The sequence below is a fragment of the Achromobacter veterisilvae genome, from assembly GCF_037619525.1.
Lineage (GTDB): Bacteria > Pseudomonadota > Gammaproteobacteria > Burkholderiales > Burkholderiaceae_B > Achromobacter > Achromobacter veterisilvae.
In genome coordinates, this window is sequence record NZ_CP148753.1 from 3,412,238 (window position 1) to 3,437,146 (window position 24,909).

At 68.4% G+C, this 24,909-nt stretch carries 20 protein-coding genes; 7 read left to right on the forward strand and 13 right to left on the reverse strand.

The window, feature by feature from the left end; genetic code table 11:
• The first annotated feature begins 10 nt into the window (after nucleotides 1-10).
• A complete protein-coding gene (locus WHX56_RS15880) occupies nucleotides 11-1,021 on the forward strand; it encodes a bile acid:sodium symporter family protein (RefSeq protein ID WP_338878329.1) in 1,011 nt (336 codons plus the stop codon).
• On the opposite strand, the gene WHX56_RS15885 is transcribed toward WHX56_RS15880, so the two are convergent.
• Both WHX56_RS15885 and WHX56_RS15890 read right to left on the reverse strand, forming a co-directional pair.
• Nucleotides 970-1,359: a Rieske (2Fe-2S) protein gene (locus WHX56_RS15885; RefSeq protein WP_338878330.1), complete on the reverse strand. Its 390-nt coding sequence runs from the start codon at nucleotides 1,357-1,359 to the stop codon at nucleotides 970-972. The two genes, WHX56_RS15880 and WHX56_RS15885, sit on opposite strands and share 52 nt — an antisense overlap.
• A gap of 51 nt (nucleotides 1,360-1,410) precedes the next feature.
• Nucleotides 1,411-3,216 carry an ABC transporter ATP-binding protein/permease gene (locus WHX56_RS15890; RefSeq protein ID WP_338878331.1) on the reverse strand — a complete coding sequence of 602 codons (1,806 nt, stop codon included), beginning with the start codon at nucleotides 3,214-3,216 and terminating at the stop codon, nucleotides 1,411-1,413.
• A gap of 309 nt (nucleotides 3,217-3,525) precedes the next feature.
• Here WHX56_RS15890 and WHX56_RS15895 point away from each other — a divergent pair, with 309 nt between their 5' ends.
• A complete protein-coding gene (locus tag WHX56_RS15895) occupies nucleotides 3,526-4,350 on the forward strand; it encodes an aldo/keto reductase (protein WP_287755046.1) in 825 nt (274 codons plus the stop codon).
• Nucleotides 4,351-4,526: 176 nt separating this feature from the next.
• Here WHX56_RS15895 and WHX56_RS15900 read toward each other — a convergent pair whose 3' ends face one another.
• Together WHX56_RS15900 and WHX56_RS15905 are read right to left on the reverse strand one after the other, a co-directional pair.
• Nucleotides 4,527-4,709, reverse strand: a complete 183-nt coding sequence (locus tag WHX56_RS15900; RefSeq protein ID WP_129244332.1) for a hypothetical protein — start codon at nucleotides 4,707-4,709, stop codon at nucleotides 4,527-4,529.
• A complete protein-coding gene (locus tag WHX56_RS15905) occupies nucleotides 4,706-5,881 on the reverse strand; it encodes a PepSY-associated TM helix domain-containing protein (RefSeq protein WP_129244334.1) in 1,176 nt (391 codons plus the stop codon). The genes WHX56_RS15900 and WHX56_RS15905 overlap by 4 nt, the downstream gene beginning before the upstream one ends.
• A 188-nt stretch (nucleotides 5,882-6,069) precedes the next feature.
• Here WHX56_RS15905 and WHX56_RS15910 point away from each other — a divergent pair, with 188 nt between their 5' ends.
• Nucleotides 6,070-6,771 carry a metallophosphoesterase gene (locus WHX56_RS15910; RefSeq protein ID WP_129244336.1) on the forward strand — a complete coding sequence of 234 codons (702 nt, stop codon included), beginning with the start codon at nucleotides 6,070-6,072 and terminating at the stop codon, nucleotides 6,769-6,771.
• Nucleotides 6,772-7,163: 392 nt separating this feature from the next.
• Here WHX56_RS15910 and WHX56_RS15915 read toward each other — a convergent pair whose 3' ends face one another.
• The gene (locus tag WHX56_RS15915; protein WP_338878332.1) at nucleotides 7,164-9,758 is read right to left on the reverse strand and encodes a PBP1A family penicillin-binding protein; all 2,595 of its coding nucleotides are present in this window, start codon (nucleotides 9,756-9,758) and stop codon (nucleotides 7,164-7,166) included.
• A 121-nt stretch (nucleotides 9,759-9,879) separates the two neighbouring features.
• Entirely contained in the window at nucleotides 9,880-10,689 is an 810-nt protein-coding gene (locus tag WHX56_RS15920; RefSeq protein WP_129244340.1) for an AraC family transcriptional regulator, read from the reverse strand.
• A 165-nt stretch (nucleotides 10,690-10,854) separates the two neighbouring features.
• On the opposite strand from WHX56_RS15920, the gene WHX56_RS15925 reads away from it, so the two are divergent.
• Nucleotides 10,855-12,102, forward strand: a complete 1,248-nt coding sequence (locus tag WHX56_RS15925; protein WP_287756502.1) for an MFS transporter — start codon at nucleotides 10,855-10,857, stop codon at nucleotides 12,100-12,102.
• 43 nt (nucleotides 12,103-12,145) lie between these two features.
• On the opposite strand, the gene pgaD is transcribed toward WHX56_RS15925, so the two are convergent.
• The 4 genes from pgaD to pgaA are packed head-to-tail and all read right to left on the reverse strand — an operon-like array spanning nucleotide 12,146 to nucleotide 18,405.
• Nucleotides 12,146-12,592 (reverse strand): poly-beta-1,6-N-acetyl-D-glucosamine biosynthesis protein PgaD, encoded by a 447-nt coding sequence (gene pgaD, locus WHX56_RS15930; RefSeq protein ID WP_287756501.1) that lies wholly within the window; start codon nucleotides 12,590-12,592, stop codon nucleotides 12,146-12,148.
• Nucleotides 12,589-13,926 (reverse strand): poly-beta-1,6-N-acetyl-D-glucosamine synthase, encoded by a 1,338-nt coding sequence (gene pgaC, locus WHX56_RS15935; RefSeq protein ID WP_338878333.1) that lies wholly within the window; start codon nucleotides 13,924-13,926, stop codon nucleotides 12,589-12,591. The genes pgaD and pgaC overlap by 4 nt, the downstream gene beginning before the upstream one ends.
• Nucleotides 13,923-15,959 (reverse strand): poly-beta-1,6-N-acetyl-D-glucosamine N-deacetylase PgaB, encoded by a 2,037-nt coding sequence (gene pgaB / locus WHX56_RS15940; RefSeq protein ID WP_338878334.1) that lies wholly within the window; start codon nucleotides 15,957-15,959, stop codon nucleotides 13,923-13,925. The genes pgaC and pgaB overlap by 4 nt, the downstream gene beginning before the upstream one ends.
• A gap of 10 nt (nucleotides 15,960-15,969) precedes the next feature.
• On the reverse strand, nucleotides 15,970-18,405 hold the full coding sequence (gene pgaA, locus WHX56_RS15945; RefSeq protein WP_338878335.1) for a poly-beta-1,6 N-acetyl-D-glucosamine export porin PgaA: 2,436 nt from the start codon (nucleotides 18,403-18,405) through the stop codon (nucleotides 15,970-15,972).
• Between the two features lie 587 nt (nucleotides 18,406-18,992).
• On the opposite strand from pgaA, the gene WHX56_RS15950 reads away from it, so the two are divergent.
• Nucleotides 18,993-20,207, forward strand: a complete 1,215-nt coding sequence (locus tag WHX56_RS15950) for a GGDEF domain-containing protein (protein ID WP_338878336.1) — start codon at nucleotides 18,993-18,995, stop codon at nucleotides 20,205-20,207.
• On the opposite strand, the gene WHX56_RS15955 is transcribed toward WHX56_RS15950, so the two are convergent.
• A complete protein-coding gene (locus tag WHX56_RS15955; RefSeq protein WP_287752313.1) occupies nucleotides 20,197-22,113 on the reverse strand; it encodes a S9 family peptidase in 1,917 nt (638 codons plus the stop codon). The genes WHX56_RS15950 and WHX56_RS15955 overlap by 11 nt on opposite strands.
• Nucleotides 22,114-22,301: 188 nt before the next feature.
• On the opposite strand from WHX56_RS15955, the gene WHX56_RS15960 reads away from it, so the two are divergent.
• Nucleotides 22,302-22,757, forward strand: coding sequence for a BPTD_2524 family lipoprotein (locus WHX56_RS15960; protein WP_338878337.1), 456 nt, complete (start codon nucleotides 22,302-22,304; stop codon nucleotides 22,755-22,757).
• A gap of 10 nt (nucleotides 22,758-22,767) precedes the next feature.
• Here the strand turns inward: WHX56_RS15960 and WHX56_RS15965 are convergent, their stop codons facing one another.
• Nucleotides 22,768-23,190: a PaaI family thioesterase gene (locus WHX56_RS15965; RefSeq protein ID WP_338878338.1), complete on the reverse strand. Its 423-nt coding sequence runs from the start codon at nucleotides 23,188-23,190 to the stop codon at nucleotides 22,768-22,770.
• 50 nt (nucleotides 23,191-23,240) lie between these two features.
• On the opposite strand from WHX56_RS15965, the gene dinB reads away from it, so the two are divergent.
• Nucleotides 23,241-24,344: a DNA polymerase IV gene (gene dinB, locus WHX56_RS15970; RefSeq protein ID WP_422393596.1), complete on the forward strand. Its 1,104-nt coding sequence runs from the start codon at nucleotides 23,241-23,243 to the stop codon at nucleotides 24,342-24,344.
• Nucleotides 24,345-24,377: 33 nt separating this feature from the next.
• Here the strand turns inward: dinB and WHX56_RS15975 are convergent, their stop codons facing one another.
• The gene (locus WHX56_RS15975) at nucleotides 24,378-24,839 is read right to left on the reverse strand and encodes a GatB/YqeY domain-containing protein (RefSeq protein ID WP_129244361.1); all 462 of its coding nucleotides are present in this window, start codon (nucleotides 24,837-24,839) and stop codon (nucleotides 24,378-24,380) included.
• Between the last annotated feature and the right edge of the window lie 70 nt (nucleotides 24,840-24,909).

Here is a 24,909-nt window from a genome sequence, read left to right on the forward strand (position 1 = left end):
AATCCCTGCCATGCGCCGCTTTCTTCCCGACCAATTCACGCTCGTCCTGATCGCCACCGTGGCCTTCGCCAGTTTCTTTCCGGCGGTGGGCAAGGGGGCGTCGTTCATGATGGTGGCGAGCAACCTGGCGATTTCGCTGCTGTTCTTCCTGCACGGCGCGCGCCTGTCCACGGAGGCCATCGTGGCCGGGGTGAAGGACCTGCGCCTGCACGCGCTGATCCTGGCCTGCACCTTCCTGCTGTTTCCCGCGCTGGGGCTGGGCCTGCGGGCGCTGTTTCCGGGCCTGCTGGCGCCGGCGCTGTGGCTGGGCGTGCTGTTCGTCTGCACCTTGTCCTCCACCGTGCAGTCTTCCATCGCCCTGACGTCCATGGCGCGCGGCAACATCCCGGGCGCGATCTGCGCGGCCACCGCGTCGAATCTGCTGGGCACCGTGCTGACGCCGCTGCTGGTGGCGGTGCTGCTGCACCGCCAGGGCGGGGGCCATGGCCTGGCCGATGCCGGCCGCATCCTGTTGCAGCTACTGCTGCCGTTCGCGATGGGCAGTCTGTTGCGGCCGTGGATCGGCGCCTGGGCCCAGCGCAACAGCCGCACGCTGGCGAAAGTGGACCGCAGCTCCATCCTGCTGGCGGTCTACACCGCGTTCAGCGAAGCCGTGGCGCAAGGAATCTGGCATGCGTTCCCGGCGATCGACATGGCCTCCATGGTGCTGGTGAACGCCTTGCTGCTGGGGTCGGCGCTGTTGATCACGACGTGGGGCGCTCGCAAGCTCGGATTGTCCAAGGAGAACGAGATCACGCTGGTCTTCTGCGGTTCGAAGAAGTCGCTGGCCTCGGGCATCCCGCTGGCCACCGTCCTGTTCGGCACGTCGCAGATGGGGGTGGTGGTGCTGCCCCTGATGATCTTCCACCAGATGCAGTTGATGGTGTGCGCGGTGCTGGCGCGCCGCTACGCGGAGCGGCCGGTTCCCGTTCAGGCGGCCGCGTCGTCCAGCGGCCGGATCTTGCCGGCGGGCCGCCAGTAGACGCCGCCCTGGCGTTCCTCGACCGACAGCGCGGTCAGTCGGCCGTTCTTACAGGGTCCGCCCACGCACAGGCCGGTGTCGGGCTGATAGGTGGCGCCGTGGCGCGCGCACATGAGCAGGTCGCCCGCGCGGGTGAAGAAACTGCCTTCCCAGTCCAGTTCCACGCCCACGTGGGCGCAGCGGTTCAGGTAGCCGTGCACGCGGTCCTGGTAGCGCACGAAGAACGCGGTCGTGCGGCCGGCGCCGTCGGACACGGGGACTTTCACGCCCAGGCCGCCATTGACGAGGTCGGTGGCGGCGCAGACGCGGACTTCGGCGGCGGCGGGAGAGTCCTGCATGGAAGGCCTGGAAATCAAAGGGGAGGATAGTCGTCCAAGGGGGCGGCCTTGTCAATCCGCCGGGACGGCGGGGGCGCGTTCCTGCTGGCGCGCCCACATGCTGGCGTACACGCCGTCTTGCGCGAGCAGGTCGGCATGGCGCCCGCGCTCGACGATGCGGCCTTCGGCCAGCACGATGATCTCGTCGGCGTCCGCCACGGTGGACAGCCGGTGGGCGATGATCAGGGTGCTGCGGCCCTGGCTGACTTCGCGCAGATTGGCCTGGATCTCGCGCTCGGTGTGGGTGTCCAGCGCGCTGGTGGCCTCGTCGAACAGGAAGATGGCGGGATTCTTGAGGAGGGTGCGGGCGATCGCCACGCGCTGCTTTTCGCCGCCGGACAGCTTCAGGCCGCGCTCGCCGACCAGGGTCCGGTAGCCGTCGGGCATGGCCATGATCAGGTCGTGGATGTGCGCCAGGCGGGCGGCCGCCTCGATTTCTTCGTCGCCGGCTTCGGGGCGGCCGTAGCCGATGTTGTAGCGGATGGTGTCGTTGAACAGCACGGTGTCCTGCGGCACCACGCCGATCGCCGCCCGCAGGCTGGCCTGCGCGACGTCGCGCACGTCCTGGCCGTCGACCAGGATCGCGCCGCCGTCGGCGTCGTAGAAGCGGAACAGCAGGCGGGCGATGGTGGACTTTCCGGCGCCCGACGTGCCCACGACGGCCACCGTCTTGCCGGCGGGGATGGTGAAGCTGACGCCCTTGAGGATGGGCCGGCGCGCGTCGTAGCCGAAGCGCACGTCGCGGAACTCCACCTGCCCGCCCGCCACGCGCAGGGGCCGGGCGTCCGGACGGTCGGCCACTTCCCGGTCCTGGCCCAGCAGCTCGAACATGCGTTCCATGTCGACCATGGCCTGCTTGATTTCGCGGTAGATGAAGCCGAAGAAGCTCAGCGGGGAGTACAACTGCAGCAGGTAGGTGTTGACCAGCACGAAATCGCCCAGTGTGTAGCGGCCCTCGGCGATGCCGGTGGCGGCCATCCACATGACGAGGGTCAGCCCGGCCGAAATGATCGCTGCCTGGCCGATATTGAGGATCGACAGGCTGACCTGGCTGCGCACGGCGGCGCGTTCGTAGCGGGTCAGCGACGCGTCGTAGCGGCGGGCTTCGTGCTCTTCGTTGCCGAAATACTTGACCGTTTCGTAGTTCAGCAGGCTTTCGATGGCCTTGGTGTTGGTTTCGGAGTCGGTCTCGTTCATCAGGCGCCGGAACTTGGCGCGCCATTCCGTGACGACGAGGGTGTAGCCCATGTACAGGATGACGGTCGCGCCGGTGGCCAGCGCCAGCCAGACGTCGAACATCTTCCACAGCACGATGCAGACCAGGCCGATTTCGAAGAAGGTCGGCAGGATGTTGAAGAGCAGGAACGACAGCAGCGTCTGGATGCCTTTGGTGCCGCGCTCGATGGCGCGGTTCAGGCCGCCGGTCTGGCGCTCCAGGTGGAAGCGCAGCGCCAGCGCGTGCAGGTGCCGGAAGATCTGCAGCCCGACCGCGCGGATGGCGTGCTGGCCGACCCGGGCGAAGATCGCGTCGCGCAGTTCGGAAAACAGCAGGGAAAGCACTCTGGCGCTGCCATAGGCCAGGATCAGGCCCAGGGGCACCGTGACGGTCCCCGGCGCGCCCTTGCCGAGTTCGTCCACGGCCTGCTTGTACAGCAGCGGCACGTAGACCGTGGCCGCCTTGGCGGCGAACAGGCACAGCAGCGCCGCGACCACGCGGGCTTTCAGGCCCGTCCTGCCGGGCGGCCAGAGGTAGGGAAAGAGGGTGCGCAGCGTATGCAGATTGCCGCCGTTCTCGGGCCGGGTTTCAGGAGGATTCATGGGGCGGGTGAGGGTGGTTGCGCAGGGCCGGGCGCGGGGCGGCGGGCCGGGTGAACGGCATTATCGGGCACCTGCCGCATTCTTGCCCGGGACCGCGGCGCGCAGGCCCTGGGGGTATTATCGGGATCATGGCGCCGGGATGGGCAGGTCTCTCCCGGCGCTTCCAATCCGGTATCGCGACACGGGCGCAGCCTGGAGGGCCCGCATTTTTACTGTTCCAACCAAGGATCGAGCCCGGCTGCCCCTTGGTTGCGCGACCTGGCGCGTATTCGCCGCGCGAGCGTCGCGTTGCAAGCTACGGAGGGTCTTATGGCGAAAGTACCCGCAGTGAAATTGAACGACGGCGGCAGGATTCCGCAACTGGGCCTGGGCGTCTGGCAGGTTCCGGACGAGCAGGCGGCCTCCAGCGTGAAAGAAGCGCTGGCGGCAGGCTACCGCTCCGTGGACACCGCGGCCATCTACGGGAACGAGGCCGGCGTGGGCGCGGGCCTGCGCGGCTCCGGCGTGGCGCGCAAGGACCTGTTCATCACGACCAAGCTCTGGAACGACCGGCACGGCTACGACGAGGCCCACAAGGCCATGGACGAGAGCCTCGGGAAGCTGGGCCTGGCATACGTGGACCTGTACCTGATCCATTGGCCGGTCGCCGGCGGCGAGACGTTCCTGGATGCCTGGCGGGCCATGATCGAGATGAAGGAAGACGGCCGCGCGCGCTCGATCGGCGTGTCCAATTTCACGCAGGCCAACCTGGAGCGCCTGATCGACGCCTCCGGCGTCACCCCGGCGGTGAACCAGATCGAGCTGCACCCCGGGTTCTCCCAGCGCGGCTTGCGCGCCTTCCATGCCAGGCACGGCATCGCGACCGAATCCTGGAGCCCCCTGGCCCAGGGCGGGGTGGCCAAGGAAAAGGCCATCGTGGACCTGGCGCGGAAGTACGGCAAGTCGCCCGCCCAGGTGACGCTGCGCTGGCACCTGCAGAACGATCTGATCGTGATCCCGAAGTCGGTCACGCCGGCCCGCATCCGCGAGAACATCGACGTCTTCGACTTCGAATTGTCGGCGGCGGACATGGCCGCCATCGACGGCATCCCGGACGGCAAGCGCCTGGGACCGGACCCGGAAACGTTTGGGTAGGATGGGTGGAGCGCGGCAGTTCCTGGGCAAGAACTCAGGTATCCAGCGCGCGCAACCCATGCGGCCGCAATCGCTTGTTTTCCGGCCGATGCCAGGCACAATCTGCCTACGGCCGCATGGGTTGCGCGCGCTGGAGGGCGGTGTTCTAGCTTAAGAACTCTCGCGCTCCACCCATCCTACTTGATTGGGAATGCCCAGTAGCGCACGATCACCACCAGCAGGATGGCCAGGGCGACCCAGGACGCCCAGTGCCAGCCGCCGGTGCCGAGCAGGGCGGCCATCAGGCCGAACACGCTGAGCACGCCCAGCACGATCGGCGCGCCCCAGACAAACATGAAACCGCGGGTCGTCTTCGTCATGCGGGGGTCCTGTCGGGAATGGCGGCGGCCTGGTGCTTGCGCACGAGTTCGGCGATGCGCGCGTCGGTGGCGCGGCGCCGCGCCAGCCAGAGATAGAGCCCGCTGACCAGGACGACGATGGTGATGATGTCCAGCAGCGCCCAGAGGATCTTCAGGGGCATGCCGGCGTAGTCGCCGAAGTGCAGCGGGCGCGACAATTCAAGGGCGGTCAGGTACCAGGGCATGCGGGCCACGGTCGTCAGTTCGCCGGTCTTGCCGTCAATCAGGACGGGCGTGTTCAGGCGCGAGGTCAGCGGCGAATCGCCGCGCATCCAGGCGATGTAGTGGTGGGGGCTGCCGAAGGCGTTGCCGGGGAAGGCGATGAACGACACTTCGTTGCCGGGCAGGGCCTTCCTGGCCGTGTCGGCGGCGGACTGGGCCGAGGCCAGTTCGGTGGGCACCGTCTCGCCCTTGTAGGGTTCCAGGATGCGCACCAGTTCGGTGGACTGCCACAGGCGGAACAGCGGCGTCGACAGTTCGTTGATGACGCCGGTGACGCCCACCACGAAGGCCCAGACCAGCGTCACGATGCCCAGCAGGTTGTGCAGGTCCAGCCATTTCAGGCGCGTGGAACGGGCCGCGCGCACCGTGCCGAATTCCAGTTTCTTCATGAACGGGCCGTAGAGCACGACGCCGGAGACGATGGCCACGCAGAACAGCAGGCCCATGAAGCCCAGGAACAGCTCGCCGGGCAGGCCGGCGAACAGGTCCACGTGCAGGGCCAGCATGATGCCCATGAACGAAAAGCGGTCCTGGGCATAGGGCGGGCCGTCCAGCAGCACGTCGCCCGTGCGGCCGTCCATGCGCACGGCATGGCCGGACACCTGGCCGTCGCCGGGTTTTTTCGCCATGCCGACGTAGACCTGGGGTTCGTCGGGATCGAAGAACAGGTAGTCGACGGCTTCGCCCGGGTACATGGACTTGGCGGTGCCGATCAGTTTGTCGAGATTGGCGGGCGGCGTCGAGGCGGGCACGTCCGACAGCGGTTTGCCGTCGTCCAGCCAGTGTTCGATCTCGTGATGGAACACCAGGGGCAGGCCCGTCAGGCAGATGATGAGCAGGAAGATCGTACAGACCAGGCTGGTCCATTTGTGGACCAGATACCAGGTTTTGATGGTGGACGCGGCTGTCATGGAACTGGGCAGTGGCGGTTCACGCGGCCCTTCGAGGCGCGTGTTGGGGAAAGTCCCGACATTATCACGAATAATATCGATTCTCGTCACGTGGTTTTTCCACGGCGTGGCGCGGGGGCGCGGCGGGGACGGATCGAAAGCGGGTTAAAAAGAAGGTTCAGGCATCAATACGGTGGTAGTTCCGGATCATGGAGCAGCGTTTTCTCAAAGTCCCGCGCAACGAGCACGGCCGCGATTTCGCGGTGGGCGACCTGCACGGCCATTTTTCCCGCCTGGAGGACAGCCTGGACCAACTGGGCTTCGAGCCGTCCAGGGACCGGCTGTTCTCCGTGGGCGACCTGGTGGACCGCGGCCCGGAAAACGAGGCCGCGTTGGACTGGCTGGCCCGTCCCTGGTTTTACGCGGTGCAGGGCAACCACGAGGACTACGCCATCCGGCACGTGCGCACGGGGCGGGTGGACGTGGAGAACTGGCGCGGCTACGGCGGCGGCTGGTTCCTGGATTTGCCGCCGGAACGGCAGGAGGTCTTCGCCGAGGCCTTCGCGCGGCTGCCCATCGCCATCGAGGTCGAGACCTCGGCCGGCGCGGTGGGCCTGCTGCACGCGGACTGCCCGGTGCTGTTCTGGCCGCGCCTGGAATCCGCGCTGCAGGACCGTTATCAGCGCACCAGCGAGGCCTGCCAGTGGTCGCGCGACCGCCTGCGGCAGATGAACCGGACCGGCATCCAGGGCGTGCGGGCGGTGGTGGCGGGGCATACCCCGGTCGCGGCGCCGCTGCTGCTGGGGAATGTCTATCACATCGACACCGAAGGGTGGAAGTCCGGCTACTTCACGTTCCTGGAACTGGAGACGCTGCAGGCCTGGCCGCGGGAGGTGGTGACGGAAGCCTGATGCTCCGTGTGTCAGACACCAGCCGAGCCTTCCGTGTGTCAGACACCGTGGTGTCTGACACCGGCTGAATGTGAAACGCCTTCTGAAGTATCAAGCACCTGGGCGGTGCGATGGGTGTCAGACACCCGGAAACGTTGTTGCGGCCTGGCGTCTGTCTCGTACGGGTGTCTGACACCTGCGCGAAGTATCAAGCACCAGGGCGGTGCGATGGGTGTCAGACACCCGGAAACGTTGTTGCAGCCTGGAGTCTGTCTCGTACGGGTGTCTGACACCTGCGCGAAGTATCAAGCACCCGGGCGGTGCGATGGGTGTCAGACACCCGGAAACGCTGTTGCAGCCTGGAGTCTGTCTCGTACGGGTGTCTGACACCCGCGGGAGGCACTGCGGTCAGGCTAGAGCGGCCGCGCCGAGACCGTTCCGGGGCCGCTGACGGCGCCGGGTTGCGCGGGGGCGTCGGCGTCGACGCGCGGCACGGGGATGGGCGGGAAGAACGGCGTGTTGCCGGCCGGGGCGCCGTCGGCGCGGGGGACCGGGATCGGCAGCGCCTGCGGCGTCTGGACGGGGGCGTCGAGCGGCGCCGCGCCGCCGTTGGGCGGCAGCGGCTTCACCGAGGTGTCGGCGCCGTCCGTCGAACGGTTGTTGTTGAGGAAGTCCGTCAATTCGTCGCCGGACGACAGGTCCAGCGACGCCACGGCCTGCCCGGGCGGGAATTCCGAGAAATAGTATTCGCCGTTGTCCACCAGCAGCCCGTCGGGGCGCGGCGCGGGCTTGCCTTCCGGGACGCCCTTGAGCACCGGCTGCATGTAGTCCAGCCAGGTGGTCAGGGCCAGGCCGCTGCCGAACTCGTTGGTTCCCAGCGAGCGGGGCTGGTCGAAGCCCATCCAGACGGTGGTGGCCAGGTTGGGCGTGAAGCCCGAGAACCAGACGTCCACGGCTTCGTTGGTGGTGCCGGTCTTGCCGCCCACGTCGTTGCGCTTGAGCACCTGGTGCGCGCGCGCGGCCGTGCCGCTGACCGTGACGCCGCGCAGGATGTCGTCCATGACCCAGGCGGTGCGCGGGTCGATGGCGCGCGCCTGCTCGTCGCCGGCGACGACCGGCTGCGCCTGCATCAGCACGTGGCCGGAGCGGTCGGTGACGCGGTCCACCAGGTAGGGGGTGACGCGGTAGCCGCCATTGGCGAACACGCCGTAGGCGTTGACGACCTGCAGGGGCGTGGCGCCGCCCGCGCCCAGCGCCAGGGGCAGCACGGCGGGCCAGCGGGATTTGTCGAAGCCGAAGCGGGTCAGGTAGTCCTGCGCGTACTGCGGCGTGATGGCCTGCAGGATGCGGATCGACACCATGTTCTTGGACCGCACGAGGCCCTGGCGCAGGGTCAGCATGGGCTCGTACTTGTTGCCGTCGTTCTTGGGCTGCCAGGCCTTGGAGCCGGTCTGTTCGGCGGTCAGCATGAAGGGCTGGTCCGAGATCTGGGTGGCCGGCGTCAGGCCGCGTTCCAGGGCGGCCGCGTAGACGAAGGGCTTGATGTTGGAGCCGGGCTGGCGCCAGGCCTGGGTGACGCGGTTGAAACCGCCGCGGTTGTAGTCGAAGCCGCCGACCATGGCGCGGATGGCGCCGTCCTGGGGCGCCATGGACACCAGCGCGGCCTGCAGCGCCGGCATGTTGATGATTTCCCAGTTGTCGCCGTTCTTGTGGAGGTACACCACCGAGCCGCGGCGCAGGCGCTGGCTGTCGCCGGCCTTGGGGTTCAGCGCGCGGGCGACGACCGCCAGGGCCTTCTTGTCGGAGATCGTGACGATGTCGCGCGCGCTGCGGGCCAGCGTCACTTCGGTGGGGCTGGCGGCCAGCACCACGGCGGTCAGCAGGTCTTCGCTGTCGGGCGTCTTTTCCTGCACCCCGTCCAGGATCTCGTCCAGCGCGGCCGGGTCCTTTTCGACGCCTTCGGGCAGGTCGATCTGGTCTTCCGGGCCGGGATACGGCGCGCGGCGCGTGTAGTCCAGCACGCCGTCGCGCACCGCGAGGTAGGCGGCTTCCTGGTCCTTGGAGTCGATGGTGGTGTAGACGTCGATGCCCTTGGAATAGGTTTCTTCCTGGAACACGCCGTACATCAACTGGCGGGCCAGTTCGGCGGGATACTCGCCGTGCACCGCGAAGCCGCGCGCGCTCGTGCCGTCCGCGCCGCGGATGGTCAGGCGCTGTTTCAGAGCTTCGTCCGCCTGTTCGGGCGTCAGGTAGCCGAGCGTCTTCATGCGGCCCAGCACGTAGTGCTGGCGGATCTCGGCGCGCGGGAAGTTGGTGATGGGGTTGAAGCGCGAGGGGGCCTTGGGGATGCCCGCCAGCATGGCGGCTTCGGCCGGGGTCACTTCGGATAGGGGCTTGCCGAAGTAGGTGCGCGAGGCGGCCGCGAAGCCGTAGGCGCGGTGGCCCAGGTAGATCTGGTTCATGTAGAGCTCTAGGATCTGGTCCTTGGTGAGCTCGGATTCGATTTTGAAGGTCAGCAGCAGTTCATAGAACTTGCGCGAATAGGTCTTTTCCGACGACAGGTAGAAGTTGCGCGCCACCTGCATGGTGATGGTGCTGCCGCCCTGCGTCTTGGATCCCTTGACCAGGTTGGTCAGCACCGCGCGCGCCACGCCCATCCAGTCCACGCCGCCGTGGCTGTAGAAGCGGTCGTCCTCGGCGGCCAGCACCGCCTGGCGCATCACGGGCGGGATCTCGTCGAAACGCAGGACGTTGCGGTGTTCTTCGCCGTATTCGCCGATCAGCACCTTGTCCGCCGTATAGATGCGCAGCGGCACCCGGGGGCGGTAGTCGGTCATGGCGTGCAGGTCCGGCAGGCTGGGCCATGCCAGGGCCAGCGCCAGCCCGAGCAGGACGGCGCCGCACACGCCGGCGCCGGCGGCGGCGATGCCCGTCTTGACGAGGAGTCGTTTCCAGGGGAAGCCCGGTTTGCCGCCCGGGGTGGCGGGAGATTGCTGGGGGGTGCTCATTGCAGGCGATTCTAGGACAGAACGGTATAGACCGCCCAGCGTGCAATAAGGTTTCGGTAACCAAAATTGTATTTCGGGCCGTGACAAACGGCAAGGCCGGCCGCCGCGGCCGCGCGCCCGTTCACCCTTTCGGGGCCGGCCGCAGGTAACGCTGGGGCGGCGCGCCCAGCGCGCGGTGGAACATGGCCGAGAACGCGCTGGCGCTGCGGTAGCCCAGGCCGGAGGCGATCCGCGCGATGGGCTCGCCGAGGGACAGGCGGCACACCGCGTCGGCCAGCCGCACCTGCTGCACCCACTGGCGGTAGTTCAGCCCCAGTTCGGCCTGGAACAGCCGGATCAGCGTGCGGGCGCTGGCGCCGACCTCGCTGCCCCAGTCCTCGATGCCGCGTTGCAGGCCCGGCTGGTCCAGGATGGCCGCGCAGATGGTCTGCAGGCGGCGGTCGCGGGGCCAGGGGATCTGGATCGGCGCGACGCGGGCGGCGGACAGTTCGGACAGCGCCAGGGCGGCGATCTGCTCGGCCCGGCCGCCCAGCGGGTAGTCGATGGGTTCCGCCGTGAGCGCCAGGACCAGTTCGCGCAGCAGTCCGCTGACCTCGACCACCTGGCATTGCGGCCAGTAGCGCTCGGCGGCCTCGGCCTGGAGATAGAGCGACCGCATGGAGACGGCGCCCACCATGTCCACGCCGTGCGGCACGCCCGCCGGCACCCACAGCGCGCGCAGCGGGGGCAGGGCCCAGAAGCCGCTGGGCGTGGTGACGCGCATGATGCCCTCGACGGCATAGATCAACTGGGCCCGGGGGTGGGAGTGGGTGCCCGTCTGGGCGCCGGCGGGGAATTCCTTGGCCATGGCCGTGACCACGCGCGGCCGGTCCTGGTAGTCCTGCGCGTTGACGCTGCGGGCGGGGTCGGGCAGGGCGGGGCGTGCGGGCATGGGTGTCACTTCCGACATAAGGATGAGCAGGATGCCAAAAGGGCGATATCCGCATTTTGTCACTTATACGACGAAAATTGGCATGTCGGGCCGGCGCGGGATTCCTACACTGTCCACAGGTCCCGGCGCGGCGCCGGGCAGGCCATCCCATTATCGTCCGAGACCATGAACTCCGCCCAGAACCCCGCTGCCGTTGCCGACGGCAATCCCGCCCCGCCCGCGGCCCCGGCCGCCGCCTCGGATCCGTCCACCGCCTTCAAGGTGCTGGGCGCGATCAGCGTGGCGCATCTGATGAACGACATGATCCAGTCGATCCTGTTGGCCATCTACCCCATGCTGAAGGATTCGTTCAGCCTGTCGTTCGCGCAGATCGGCCTGATCACGCTGGTGTACCAACTGGCGGCCTCGCTGTTGCAGCCTTTCATCGGCTTCTACACCGACCGCAATCCCAAGCCGTATTCGCTGCCGGTGGGCATGGGTTTCACGCTGGTGGGGCTGCTGATGCTGTCGGTCGCGCCGTCGTTCGGCTGGCTGCTGGCGGCCGCGGTGCTGGTGGGCACGGGCTCGTCGGTGTTCCATCCGGAATCGTCGCGCGTGGCGCGGATGGCGTCGGGCGGCCGCCACGGGTTGGCGCAGTCGCTGTTCCAGGTGGGCGGCAACGTGGGGTCGGCGCTGGGCCCGCTGCTGGCCGCGCTGTTCATCATTCCGCACGGGCAGCGCAGCGTGGCGTGGTTTTCGCTGGCGGCGCTGTTCGGCATCGTGGTGCTGACGGGCATCGGGCGCTGGTACAGCGCCAACCGCGTCAGGCTCAAGCCGCGGGCGCGCCGCGAGGGAGCCGGCCACGGGCTGTCGCAACGGCAGGTGATGGGCGCCCTGGCCGTGCTGGGCGTGCTGGTGTTCTCCAAGTATTTCTACCTGGCCAGCCTGAACAGCTATTTCACCTTCTACCTGATGGACAAGTTCGCCCTGTCGGTGCGCGAGGCGCAGCTCTTCCTGTTCCTGTTCCTGGCCGCGGTGGCGGTGGGCACCCTGGTGGGCGGCCCCGTCGGCGACCGCATCGGCCGCAAGATCGTGATCTGGGTGTCGATCCTGGGCGTCGCGCCGTTCACGCTGCTGCTGCCGCATGCGAACCTGTTCTGGACGGGGGCGCTGGTCGTGGTCATCGGCATGGTGCTCGCCTCCGCCTTTTCGGCCATCGTGGTCTACGCGCAGGAACTGGTCCCGGGCAAGGTGGGCATGATCGCCGGCCTGTTCTTCGGCTTCGCCTTCGGCATGGGCGGCGTGGGCGCAGCGGCGCTGGGCAAGCTGGCGGACGCCACGAGTATCGGCTACGTGTATCAGGTCTGCGCCTATCTGCCCTTGCTGGGCGTGGTGGCGATCCTGCTGCCGGACGTGGAAAAGGCGCGCGCCTGAGCCGGCGCGCGAGGGGCGGGACGGCGCCGTCCCGCCTTCGGGCTCAGCCTGTCCGCAGGGCGGTCAGGAGGGGGCTGCGGGTGTCGATGCTGGTGATTTCCCCGTCCTCCCCGTGGTGGACGACGGCCGAACGGCTGGATCGCAAATGCGTTAGCTGCGCCGGCGTGAGGGCGAAGCTCATCGCCAGCCCGTGGTCGCTCAAGGGTTTGATCGGCTTGCGGCGGTCCTTGCCGGAAAAGCGGCGATGGTTGTAGACCGCCCACGCCACCAGCACGGCGGCGTTGGCCGCCGCGAGCAGGGCATAGCCCGACAGCGTGCGCAGGGTGGGCACGAAGGCCGGCCACGGCGACAGGCCGGGGCCTTCCGCCGCGCCGCTCAGGATGGCCAGGATGCCCGCGCCGAACAGGTAGACGAAGGCGAACCAGCCGACGGCGGTCAGGACGAGGTCGAACAGATAGCCCGCGCGGGACCGTTGCGTGGTGATGATCATGATGCGTCCGGTGATTTGATGCCCCGGTCCGGGCTGGTCCAGCGCGCGCGCTGGGCCTGCTTGCGGAGCATGACTTTGGGGAAACTGACCAGGGTGGTGAACAGGCTCACCATCCAGAAGGCCAGCGGATACCAGATGACCCAGTACAGGGCGCGCGGCAGGCCGGGTTCGTAGCGGCGGTCGATCAGGATGCTGACGGCGAATTGCAGCAGGCACACCATCGCGAGCATCATGCCGGTGAAGGCGGGAGGTATCAGACTGGCGATGTGCATGTCGTTGGGCAGATCGACCACCTGGCTGACGGCCCACAGCAGCACCGATATGGCGAAGGCGAAGGCCCAGGCGGTGGACAGGCAGAATTCCGCCACCAGCGGCCACAGCCGGCGATGGCGCCAGCTCCAGATGGAGCGCAGGTTCTTCAGGAAGACTTCGGCGCCGCCCTGCGCCCAGCGCAGCCGCTGCTTCCACAGCCCGCGCAGGGTTTCGGGCATCAGGATCCAGCACAGTCCGCGCGGCTCGTAGAAGATCGACCAGTGGTCGCGTTGCAGCTTCCAGCTTATGTCGATGTCTTCGGTGATCATGTCCAGGCTCCAGTAGCCCACGCGGTCCAGCGCGGCGCGGCGGAACGCGGCGACCACGCCGGACACGGTGAAGACCTGTCCATAGACGCGCTGCGTGCGCTTGATGAGGCCGATGATCGAGGAGAATTCCCCCACCTGGATCCGGCCTATCATCGTCGAGCGCGTGCGGATGCGCGGGTTGCCGGTGACCGCGCCCACGCGCGGATTGTCGAGCAGCGGCGCCACCAGGTAGGCGGCCGCGTCCGGATCCAGCATCGCGTCGCCGTCGATGCAGACCAGGTATTCGCTGCGCGCCGCCAGCGCGCCCATGCGCAGTGCCATGGCCTTGCCCTGGTTCTGCGCCAGGTGCACCACGCGCAGGCGGTCATGGATGGATGCCAGCCGGTCCAGCATGTCCGCCGTGCCGTCGCTGGAGCCGTCGTTGATGGCGATGACTTCGATGTGCGGATAATTCTGGCCCAGCGCGGCCAGCAGGGTCTCTTCGCCATGGTCCGCCTCGTTGAAGCAGGGCACCAGGATGGAGACCAGCGGATTGCCCGCCAGCGGCGGCGGCTCGCGGTCCTTGCCCCATTGCCAGTGCCGCTCCCAGTGCCACCAGAAATAGAGGCCGCCGGTCATCCACATGCCGGACATGAACAGGGGGTAGAAGAACACGAAGCCCAGGAGCGCCTCGCCGGTCAGCATCAGGGTGAAGCCGAAGGGCGCGCCGAGCATCGCGCAGAGAATAATCAGGGCGATCAGTCGGTCTATCATCGGATGGGATACCACGCATCGGAAATGGCGGGCCGGATGTCTTGCAGCCGGGGCTGGTCTTGCGAGAAGTCGTCGGGGTAGTAGCCGAAGCTGCGGGCGCCGCGCAGTTGCAGGCGCTTCATCCAGCCGGCGAGCACGGCGGTGTCGACCGGCGCGGCTTCCGGACGGCCGGGGCCCGTGCGCCAGTCGCGCGCCTGCAGTTCGAACACGGTCCTGTCCAGCGCGCCGGGCCGCCTGGCGACGGCGTCGACCATCCGGTCCAGCCAGGCGTTTTCGCGGTTCTCGGGCACGTTCTCCATGCGCGGCATGGCCATCGGCGCGGTCCAGTCGTAGGCGCCGAGGAAGTCGTCCAGGTTCTGCGCGAACCAGGTCTCGCTGGCGGGGTTCAGGATGGGTTCGGCGTAGATATTGCGGGCCGTCTTGATCTGCGGGCCGCGCACCGCGCGCACGCGTTCGGCCAGCTCGGCCGTGAAGTCGACCAGCGCGCGGCTTTTCAGGCGCGTCCAGCGCTGCAGCGTGTCCGGGTCCGCGCGCAGTTCGGCGACCGACCCGGGCAGACCGGCCTTGCGGTAGGCCGCCAGGGCGCCGGGGCTGGCGTCCTCGAAGTCGCTCAGGACGGCATCGTCATGGAACAGCACGCCGTCGAACAGGGTGTAGCGCGCCAGGTCCTCGTACAGATCGCCGATGCGCTGGCGCGCCACCGGATCGAAGGGCGACAGGCGCAGGTACTGGTCCGGATCCGGCGCCGGGGCGGCGTCGGGATGGGCGGGATCCCAGCGCGTGACACGCCCGATGGAGGGGTCGAGGTCGACCGCCAGCACCGGCATCCAGGCATAGACATTCACGTGCGCCCGGTTCTGCAATTGCCAGGAAACGCGGTTGAACAGGTCCGCGCGCATGGGCAGCCAGCGGTTGGGGAAGTACACGGACTTGACCAGCCCGTCGGCCTCGGGGTCGGCGAACGCCTGCAGGAACACCGTATTGATCTGCATGTCCACGATGCGCTGCACCAGTTCGCCCAGGTTGCGGTCGGCTTGGTCCGGATCGGGATCGTAGACATAGTCCAGGTCCACGTGCGCCACGCGCATCATGGGCAGGGCCTCGATGCCCGCGATGCTGTCGGCGAAGGGCCGCAACCGCGGGTCGTTGGCCAGCAGCAGGCGCGGCGTCGACATGAGGCGGGACACCCGGCTGGGGCCGTCCTCCAGCGTGAGCGCCATCCGGTAGCCATGCTCGTCCGCGATCTTCAGGGTCGAGCCGCCTTCGGCGCCGTAGGGCCACACCCAGACGCGCGGCGACTTGCCGGTGGCGCGGCGGATCTTGTCGGTGATGGCGGCCACGTCCCGTCCCATGCGGGCCTGGAACTGCGCCTCCGATTCGTACTGGCGGCCGCGGCCGTCGTAGACCCGGATGGCGGCGGCCGGTTCGGTGTTGCCTTGCGGATTGGCCAGCGCGCCGTAGTGGGAGGCGTCCGTGTGCGCGGCGATCTCCACCAGGCCGGACTGCGAGATCTCGCGGACCTCGTTCCAGTCCAGGAAGCGGCCGCGCGGCTGGGGGCTGCCGCCGAAGTCCACCTGCCTGCCGGCGGGCGTATCCATCCACATGCCCACAGGCGCCAGCAGGGCCGGCCACCGATAGGCTTTCAGGATGGGCAGGACTCGGGTAAGGAAGCTGCGGTAGCCGTCGTCGAAGCTCAGCAGCACGGCCCGCTCGGGCAGGGGCTTGCCGCCATTGCGCGCGTCCAGGATCTGGTCCACGGACACGGCCTGGTAGCCGTTCTCGCGCAGCCAGGCCAACTGGTCGACCAGGCGGTCGGTGCGCACGCTGAGGAAGCCCTGGTCGGGGTCTTCGTCTTCGACGTCGTGGTAGGCGAGGGCCAGGAACTGGCCGGATACCCAGGGCTTGTCGACGGGCGCGACGGTCCGTTCGGCCGGAGGCGTGTAGACGGGGATGTCCTTGGCGCAGGCGGTCAGGAGCAGGATGACCAGCAACAGCAGGCCCGCCAGGAGGACACGGGTATGGGTTTTAAGCATGAAGGCGGTCTCAGAAGCGGTAGGCGAGGTCGAAGACGATGCGCAGTTCGCGCTCGCGGTCGCCGTCGTACGGGCGGCTGATGCCGGTGATCATCGCGCCCATGTCGAGCACGTCATTGGCGCGGTAGCGCTGGCCGTAGCCCAGCGCGATCACGCCGCCGGTACCGTAGCCCTGCTGGGCGTACGCGCCGGCGCCGACGGTGCCGATCTGTTCCCAGGCGGTTTCGTAGCGGCGGTACAGCGTGTGCGTCAGCCGCAGTCCGGGCAGCAGCATCAGGTCGGAGCGCGGATTGAAATAGGGCACGTCGCTGCCGCCGCTGTTGCGCTGCGTGGAGATGTCGAATTCCAGGTCGGCTTTCAGGTGCGGCGCGGTGTAGACGCGCTCGCGTCCGTTCAGGCCGAGCGACCAGCGGTCGTTGCCGTCGCTGAAATGCGAAGGCGATAGCGACAGCGTCCATTCGCGGCGCTCGTTGGCGAGCCAGCGCACGTATCCCGACAGGCTGTTGGACGTGACCCCGCTGGCCAGGGCGCGCAGCGGCGTTTCGCGCGACATCAGTTCGGCCGAGCCGCCCACCTGCCAGTGGTCGTCCACGTCATAGGCGGCGGTCAGGCGCAAGCCCGGCTTGACCCCATGGCCGTAGTCATGGGTGGAGACCTCGCCCTCGACCGTCAGGTCGCGGCCGCGCCATTGCACGCCGGTGCGGACCCAGCGGTAGGTGCCGCGGCCTTCTTCGAAGTCGCCGGCCGCGTATCCGCCTCCGCCGAACACGCGCCAGTTGTAATCCAGCGGCCGGGAGTACAGCACCGCGTCGATGCCGAAGTCGCCGCTGCCGGAAACCGGGCTGTCCGATGCCAGTCCGCGATAGCCGTTGATCTGGAGTTCGGCCTTGTTGTGCACCTCCCATTGCCGGGCGAGCCGGCGCGACACCAGGTCTTCGGGGGCGCGCGCGAGGGTGTCCTGGCTCAGGGCCTCGGCCTGGCGCCATTCCTGCAGTTCCAGCGCGCCGAAGCCCTGGCCGTTCTCCACGCCCAGGTTGCGGGGCGTCAGCGTCTCCGCCATTTTCAGCGTGCGTTCCGACGCGCGCGGCAGCGAGCGCGCCCGGTACGTCGCCGCCAACTGGGCGAGCAGGGTGGAGTTGTTGGGCGCCTCGCGCACCATGTCTTCCAGGCCGCGCTGGGCGGCCTCGGTGTCGTCCGCCATCAGGCTGGCCGCGGCGTCGGTCTGCAGGCGTTCCAGGTGCAGGTCGTTCGGGATGCGGCTGGGCTGGCCCTTGGCGTAGACCCAGGCCGGATAGCCGTCCCGCATGGCGTCCAGGGTTTCCGAGGCTTCCTCGAACGTTTCGGCTTCGGCCAGGGAGTAGTACAGGCCGGTTTCGTTGTTCAGGCGGTCCTCGGCGTCGTCGTCGCGCGTGGCGCCGCCGGCGGCGACCTGCCGGTAGATGTCGCGGGCCTTCTCGGGCTCGCGCAGGTACAGGTAGGCCGACGCGACGTCGTTCAGGGCGTAGCGCGGCACCTCCGCCCCTTCCGCCCGCAGCGCCTCGTATTCGCGCACGAGGTCCGCCATGCGCACGCGGGCATGCAGGGCGTGGAGCCGGTCGATGCGCGCGCGCAGCACGTCGCCGCGGGCGGCTTCGCCCGCTTCGCGCCAGGCGGGAATCAGTTCGTCGTAGCGGGCCAGCGCGCGGTCGGCGATGGTGAAGCGTCCGGCCTCGCCGCGCGTGGGCATGGAGGCCAGGCGCACTTGCTGGGCCACGGCGTCGGCTTCCAGGCGCCGCATCTGCGCGGCGTCGAGCAGGCCGGGATGTTCGCGGGCCCGCGCCAGCGCCTCGGCCGGCATGCGGGCGCGCTGCAACGCGTGGACATACTCGCGCTGGACGTAAGGCGCGCCGGGGGCGATGGCCAGGGCCTGGTCGGTCTGGCGCAGGGCGTCGAACGGGCGGCCCTGGCGGGCGTGGACGTAGGCGAGCGCCAGGCGCGCATCGGCGTCCCGGGGCTGGCGTCCGACCCAGCGCTCGCCCGCCGCAAGCGCGGTTTGCGCCTGGCCGGCGTCGGCCAGCGTCATGATTTCGCCGGCCTGGAACGCCGCCAGCCGGGGATGCCGGCGCAGGCCCGCCCGGTAGGCGGCCAGCGCCTCGGGCCAGCGCCGCAGGTCGCGGTAGGCGCGCGCCGCGGCGAGCTGGACGTCGGCGGGCGGGGTGGCGCCGGCCGGCAGCGTTTCGTAGGCGGCGGCCGCTTCGGCCGGCCTGCCGGCCCAGCCGGCGATGACGATGCGGTCGAGGATGGCCCGCCGGCCGGCGGCCGCCGGACCTTGCTGGCGCAGCATGGCCAGCGCGGGTTCGTATTCGCCGGCGCGGGCGCGGGCGATCAGGCTGTCGTAATCGTCATTGCCGGGGCTGGCCAGGGCCAGGGCAGGCGCCAGGGCGGCGCAGGCGGCAAACAGGCTCAAGCCCGCCGCGGCAATGCAGGGAGATGGCGGCTGGTCGGCGGCTTTCCCCGTGGGTCTTCCTTTGCATGGCATCTGTAGTACTTCCGCAGTTGCAACTAAGGGCGTTCGCGATCTCCGCCGGATGCGCGCGCGGCCGGCGCGACGGCCGGACGCCTCGCAGGCGCAAGGCGCCGGCGACGGAGATGGAAACATGGGTTTTGGTTGCGCGGCGCCCGCTTCGGGGACCTTCGCACTCGCGCAATGGGAGTGCATGGCTAGTACGCGCCACGCCCGCAGGGCGTGGTTGCGGCGCTCTCGCGGCGTCGTCAACAGGACGGACTTTAGGGGTTTTCGAAGAAGTTAACTGTCAATTACTGCAAAGAGAGGGGCGCGCGGGTCGACCTTGACGTATTCTTCATCGCTCGTACCGCGTCCGTCTTGGCGCGGACACGGCGGCTGCGGGCCCATGCACAAGCGTGCCCCTTTGCCGCACAAGTAACAAAAAGCATCAAAAATGCTGAGGTGTAACGCGTTCCGCGGTGCGGACCCTGGGCAACGGCAATTCCGAGCGACGGCGGACGCCGCGAAAGCGCGAGCCGGCAAGAACCATGACGACTTCCTTATTCTTCCTGATGTGGGGCCTGGCCACGGGATTGGCATTGCCATTGTTCGTGCCCTTCCACGCCAGCAACGTGGGGGGCATCAAGGCGTTCACGGCCGCCAACGCGCTGGCCGTCCTGTCCTTGCTGGCGTATGCGTCCTCGCGGATCCTTCCGCCGGGCGTCTACGTGATCGTGTCGAACGCGGCATGGGTCTGCGCGCTGAGCCTGGTCTACGTCGGCGTGCGGCTGTTTTTCGGCCTGCGTCCACAAGTCCTGCGCACGGCCGGCCTGGGCGCGCTTTGCATCCTGGCGTTCGCGTTGCTGCTGTACGGCGGAGACGACCTGCGCGGACGCATACTGCTGTTCTCCGTCTATACCTGTACGGGCGCCCTGGCGACGGGGCGGGTGATTTTCCAGCAGCGCAAGCGGCTCAAGACCCGCGGCGTGATGCTGTACCTGATGCTGGCGATCTTCGGGCTGGCGGGGCTGCATGCGCTGCGCGTGGCGGTCTATACCATTGGCGGGCAGATGCCCGTGTCGTTGCTGGATCCGTCGCCCTGGGCCCTGTTCTTCATCGTCTGCGGAGTGGTCACCGTGCCGGCGCTGTTCCTGGCGCTGCTGCTGTTGGTCCAGACCAGCCAGTCCGAGCAGATGCAGGCCGCGCTGACTTTCGACAGCCTGACGCGGGCCTATTCGCGGCGCAGCATCCTGGACGAACTCGGCCGCGAGCTGCGGCGCTGCAAGCGCGTCGGCGGAAAGCTGGCCGTGCTGGTGCTGGACATCGACCATTTCAAATCCATCAACGACCGCTACGGGCACGCGGGAGGCGATACCGCGCTGCGCCACTACGCGCAGGTCGTCCAGCGGGCCGTCCGGAGCAGCGACCGCTTCGGCAGGCTGGGCGGCGAGGAATTCGTGCTGCTGATGTATGACTGCGACTCGGCCCGCGCGCTGGTGCAGGCGCAGCGGGTGTGCGACGTCCTGCGCGACGCGCCCCTCTACCTGCAAGGGGCGGAAGTCCCGATGACGACCAGCGGCGGCCTGGCCGTGTACCTGCCGGGCGACACCGCCGACGGCATCCTAGCCCGCGCCGACGCCGCGCTCTACCGCGCGAAGCAGCAGGGCCGCGACCGGGTGGAGATGGCTTGGCCCGGGCGCGCCCCGGGCCGCCCGGCGGACGCGGCGCCGGCCGCCCACGAGGGCGCGGAGTCTACGGCTTGAGGTGTTCCTTCAGGAACTTTTCCATGGCCTCGTAGAACTCGAACTTGTTCTCGTCGTTGTGGAAGCCGTGGCCCTCGTTGTCCTTGACCATGTATTCGACCTCGACGCCGCGCGCGCGGAGCGCCTTGACCATCTGGTCGCTCTCGTCCTTGTTCACGCGCGGATCCTTGGCGCCCTGCGCCACGAACAGCGGCGTCTTGATCCTGTCGGCGTGCAGGGCGGGCGAGGTCGCGGCGAGGCGTTCGCGGTCGCGCTCGGGGTCGCCCACCATGTCCTGCATCTTGGCCAGCATGGGCTTCCAGTACGGCGGAATCGACTTCATGAACGTGAACAGATTGGACACGCCCACGTAATCGACCGCGGCCGCGTAGAGGTCCGGCGTGAACGCGACGCCGGCCAGCGTGGCGTAGCCGCCGTAGCTGGCGCCGTAGATGCCGATGCGCTTGGGATCGGCGATGCCTTGCCCCACCAGCCATTGGACGCCGTCCGTGATGTCGTCCTGCATCTTCAGGCCCCATTGGCCGAAGCTGGCTTCCCAGAAGGCGCGCCCATAGCCGGTGGAACCGCGGAAATTCATCTGCAGCACGCAGAAACCGCGGTTGGCCAGGAATTGCACCTCGGGGTTGTAGCCCCAGCCGTCGCGCGCCCACGGGCCGCCATGCGGGTTCACGATGCAAGGCAGGTTCGTGGGGGCGCGCCCGGCGGGCAGCGTCAGGTAGCCGTGGACGGTCAGGCCGTCGCGCGTCTGGTAGCTGATGGGCTGCACGCGGGACATGTCCGCTTCGGGGATGGCCGGGTTGATGTCGGCCAGCTTGGTCAGCGTGTCGGAGGCGGCGTCGTAGATGTAGCGCGAACCGGGAGTGCGGTCGTTGTAGGCGGCGACGATGAACTTGTTTTCGTCGCGGTTGGAGCCCTGGATGGCGAATTCGTAGCCTTCCAGCCTGGCCGACAGCTTCTTGAACAGCGTCTCGGTCTCGGCGTCGAAAAAACGGTATTGCGGCTTGTCGGTCTGGTAGGCGGCCAGCGTCAGCACGCGGCGCTTGCGCGAATAGGCCGCGGCGTCCAGGTCCACCGTGTCGGGGGTGAAGATGGTTTCTTCCACGTCGGGCGCGGCCGGGTCGATGACCACCAGCGCCAGCTTGTCGCGGCCGCGGTTGGACAGGGCGTAGAACTTCTTGTCGTCGAAGGTGAAGAACGCCGGGCTCACGCTGGTCCGGTAATCGGTGGTGATCAGCGGACGGAACTCGGAGGCTTCGTCGTCGCGGTAGAGCAGGGTGGTGTTCAGCCCGTCGCTGGCGACCGCCGCGCGCACCTTGCCGGCGTGGTCGGTCTGCCAGCCGACGATATTGCCGGGATTCTGCGCCACCAGCACCGCCGCGCCGGTGTGGACGTTGACGCGGTAGACGTCGAAGACCTCCGGGTCGCGCTGGTTGTGGCTGATCAGGACGTGGTCGGGGTCGTCTTCGAGGTCGTCCTCGATCCCGGCGCGCACGCCCTCGTAGGGCGTCAGGTCGGTGATCTTGCCGGTCTTGGCGTTGACGGCCAGCACGTGGAAGTTCTCGTCGCCGCCGAAGTCCTTCTGGTAGAGCACCACGTCGGCGCCTTTCCAGAAGAAATTGCTGATGTCGCGCGCGGTTTCGCTGGTCAGTTGGCGGGGGTCTCCCACCGGCGTGCTGCCTTGCAGGGGCTGCACATAGATGTTCATGCGGGCGGGGTTGCCGTCCACGCTGGTGGGCTGCATGAAGCCCAGCGTCCTGCCGTCATCGGCCAGCCGGAAAAAACCGCGTTCCGGATTGCGGAAGAAATCCTTCAGGGGGTAGGCGCGGGGCGGTTGCGCGGCGCTGGCGCCCAGCGATGCGCTGACGATGCCGGCGGCCAGGACGGTGCGCTTCAGGAATGAGAACAAGGGGAACCTCCGAGGTTGCTGCGGCCGCGGGCAGGGCCGGCTGCCGGCTGGTCCACCGATAATGCCATAGCGGCGCGGGCGGTGTCGAACCGCCGGCGCGCGAGGTCCCCGCCCCGGCCCGGCTCCCGGCGGGCACGCGTGCCGGGCCGATATGCGGGATAATCGCGGGCACTGATTTGGAGATACACATGTACAGGAATCTGGTCGCGGCATCGGCGCTGGCCCTGGGCCTCGCGGGATGCTCGATGGGCATTTCGCAGAACGGCTCGTCCCCGCACAGCGAGTTCAAGGCGCCGGTGGCCTTCAAGGACGCCTACGCGACGGCGATCCGGCAATCCCGGGATTGCCTGCGCAGCACGGACAACGCCTACCGCGTGGTGGCCGACCTGAACGAAAGCGCGCAGTCCGGCGTGGTGCGGGTGCTGGCGCCCTACACCGACAATGAAATGTCGCGGGTCGAACTGAAGGCCGCCGGCGCCAAGAGCACCGACGTGCGCATCGCCATGTGGGGCAAGGGCACCTGGGACGCCGCGGCGATGCGCGCCATGCAGGATGCCGTCTATTACAGCCTGGTGTCGTGCAGCAGCTACATGCCGCTGGATCCGCGCCCCAAGGTCAAGCCCTCGCGCGACCTGAAGGACTGAGCCAAAGGCGTCAATCGCCGCCCGGGCGGCGGCGGATGATCTTGAACGTGGCGGTGGCGCGCGCGACCAGTTCGCCGTCGGCGCGCCGGACGTCGCCCTCGCAGAAGGCAATGGAGGCGCCGCGGCGCAGGCAGCGCCCCTCTATGGTCAGGTCGCCCGTGCCGGGCGACAGGAACGAGGTGTTCATGTCGATGGTGGCCATGCCTTCCAGGCCGTCGGCCGAGCCGCGGGCGGCGGCGCTGAGCGTGAAGTCCAGCACGCTCATCAGCGTGCCGCCGTGCACGTCGCCGCGGCTGTTGGTCAGGTCCTGCCGCCAGGGCAGGGTGGTGCGGGCGTAGCCCTGCTCGATGTGCTCGGGCACCAGGCCGAGGAAATTCATGAAAGGAATGGCGAGGCCGAAGTAATCGGTCTGGGCAGTTGCGGATGCAGTCATGGAACCGTTATGGACGGAAAGGGATAGCGGGTTGTCGCCGGTCATAATATATGTTTTTGCCACGGGGTTTCAGGGTGTCTGAGGCGCGCAAGATCGTGCATGTGGACATGGACGCGTTCTATGCGTCCGTGGAGCAGCGCGACAACCCGGACCTGCGCGGCCAGCCGGTGGTGGTGGCCTGGACCGGCCCGCGCTCGGTCGTCTGCGCCGCCTCGTACGAGGCGCGGCGCTTCGGCATCCATTCGGCCATGTCCGCGGCGCGGGCGGAACGGCTCTGTCCGCACGCCGTCTACGTGCCGCCCGATTTCAACCGCTACCGCGAGGTCTCGCGCCAGGTCCGGCAGATATTCGCCAGGCATACCGACCTGATCGAACCCCTGTCGCTGGACGAGGCCTACCTGGACGTCACCGTCAACAAATGCGGGCTGCCTTCGGCCACCGAGGTGGCCCAGGTCATCCGTCACCAGATTCGCGAGGAAACCGGCCTGACCGCCTCGGCCGGCGTGGCGCCCAACAAATTCCTGGCCAAGATCGCCTCGGACTGGAACAAGCCGGACGGCCTGTTCGTGGTCCGGCCCGGCAAGGTGCTGGCCTTCCTGGAGCCCCTGCCGGTGCGCAAGGTGCCGGGCGTGGGCAAGGTCACCCAGGCGCGGCTGGAGCAATTGGGCATCCATACGGTGGGCGACCTGGCGACGCACAGCGCCCAGGAACTCGAACATCATTTCGGCCGCTACGGCCGGCGCCTGTACGAATTGGCGCGCGGCATCGACGAACGCGAGGTGCAGACCGACGCGCCCTTGCAGCAGGTGTCGGCCGAAACCACGTTCTCGCAGGACGTCCGCCTGGACGCGCTGGGCGAGGCCATCGACCGCATGGCGCAGAAAGTGTGGGACCAAGCGCTGAAGAAGGGCGCGCTGGGCCGCACCGTGGTGCTCAAGCTGAAGACCGACCGCTTCCGCATCCTGACGCGCAGCCAGACCAGCCTGAACCCGCCGGGCTCCGCGGCCGAGCTTGCCGCGGCGGCGAAGCTGCTGTGCGAACGCGTGGAACTGCCGCCGGCGACGCTTTACCGGCTGGCGGGGGTGGGAATGAGCAATTTCGCCGATCCGGCGGAGCTGTCGCGCCAGCCGGACCTGTTCGGCGGCGCGTTCTGAGGGCGCGCCCGCGCGCGGCGGGCCGCCCGGAGATCAGGCCAGGCGGGCCTTCACTTGCTGCGACAGCGCGGTCATGTCGGCGCGGCCGGCCAGGGACTGCTTGAGCAGGGCCATGACCTTGCCCATGGCGGGCGCGCCCGTCACGCCTTGCGCGGCCACGTCGGCCAGCGCGGCGTCGATGGCGGCGGAGACTTCCTCGGGCGTGGCGGCCTGGGGCAGGAATTCCTGCAGCACGGCCAGTTCGCCCTTTTCCTGCTCGGCGGTTTCCGTGCGGCCGGCCTGTTCGAACGCGGCGATGGATTCGCGGCGTTGCTTGACCTGCTTTTCGATGATGGAGGTGATCTCGGCGTCGGTCAGGTCGCGGCGTTCGTCCACTTCCTTCTGCTTGACGGCGGCCAGGAGGAAACGCAGCGTGGCCAGGCGCTCGGCGGCCTTGGCGCGCATCGCTTCCTTGACGGAATCGGAGAGGCGGGTCTTGAGCGTAGCTGTGCTCATGGGTGAACCTTTGTGGTGTTGCGGCAAAGAAACAGTGTAAACCGGCGGCCTGCGGTTCGCCGCCGGGTGT

Excerpts from the sequence above, each read along its gene's own strand:
- WHX56_RS15880 (WP_338878329.1), top strand. The coding sequence starts at position 11 with ATGCGCCGCTTTCTTCCCGACCAATTCACGCTCGTCCTGATCGCCACC.
- WHX56_RS15885 (WP_338878330.1), bottom strand. The coding sequence starts at position 1,359 with ATGCAGGACTCTCCCGCCGCCGCCGAAGTCCGCGTCTGCGCCGCCACC.
- WHX56_RS15890 (WP_338878331.1), bottom strand. The coding sequence starts at position 3,216 with ATGAATCCTCCTGAAACCCGGCCCGAGAACGGCGGCAATCTGCATACG.
- WHX56_RS15895 (WP_287755046.1), top strand. The coding sequence starts at position 3,526 with ATGGCGAAAGTACCCGCAGTGAAATTGAACGACGGCGGCAGGATTCCG.
- WHX56_RS15900 (WP_129244332.1), bottom strand. The coding sequence starts at position 4,709 with ATGACGAAGACGACCCGCGGTTTCATGTTTGTCTGGGGCGCGCCGATC.
- WHX56_RS15905 (WP_129244334.1), bottom strand. The coding sequence starts at position 5,881 with ATGACAGCCGCGTCCACCATCAAAACCTGGTATCTGGTCCACAAATGG.
- WHX56_RS15910 (WP_129244336.1), top strand. The coding sequence starts at position 6,070 with ATGGAGCAGCGTTTTCTCAAAGTCCCGCGCAACGAGCACGGCCGCGAT.
- WHX56_RS15915 (WP_338878332.1), bottom strand. The coding sequence starts at position 9,758 with ATGAGCACCCCCCAGCAATCTCCCGCCACCCCGGGCGGCAAACCGGGC.
- WHX56_RS15920 (WP_129244340.1), bottom strand. The coding sequence starts at position 10,689 with ATGCCCGCACGCCCCGCCCTGCCCGACCCCGCCCGCAGCGTCAACGCG.
- WHX56_RS15925 (WP_287756502.1), top strand. The coding sequence starts at position 10,855 with ATGAACTCCGCCCAGAACCCCGCTGCCGTTGCCGACGGCAATCCCGCC.
- pgaD (WP_287756501.1), bottom strand. The coding sequence starts at position 12,592 with ATGATCATCACCACGCAACGGTCCCGCGCGGGCTATCTGTTCGACCTC.
- pgaC (WP_338878333.1), bottom strand. The coding sequence starts at position 13,926 with ATGATAGACCGACTGATCGCCCTGATTATTCTCTGCGCGATGCTCGGC.
- pgaB (WP_338878334.1), bottom strand. The coding sequence starts at position 15,959 with ATGCTTAAAACCCATACCCGTGTCCTCCTGGCGGGCCTGCTGTTGCTG.
- WHX56_RS15950 (WP_338878336.1), top strand. The coding sequence starts at position 18,993 with ATGACGACTTCCTTATTCTTCCTGATGTGGGGCCTGGCCACGGGATTG.
- WHX56_RS15960 (WP_338878337.1), top strand. The coding sequence starts at position 22,302 with ATGTACAGGAATCTGGTCGCGGCATCGGCGCTGGCCCTGGGCCTCGCG.
- WHX56_RS15965 (WP_338878338.1), bottom strand. The coding sequence starts at position 23,190 with ATGACTGCATCCGCAACTGCCCAGACCGATTACTTCGGCCTCGCCATT.
- dinB (WP_422393596.1), top strand. The coding sequence starts at position 23,241 with ATGTTTTTGCCACGGGGTTTCAGGGTGTCTGAGGCGCGCAAGATCGTG.
- WHX56_RS15975 (WP_129244361.1), bottom strand. The coding sequence starts at position 24,839 with ATGAGCACAGCTACGCTCAAGACCCGCCTCTCCGATTCCGTCAAGGAA.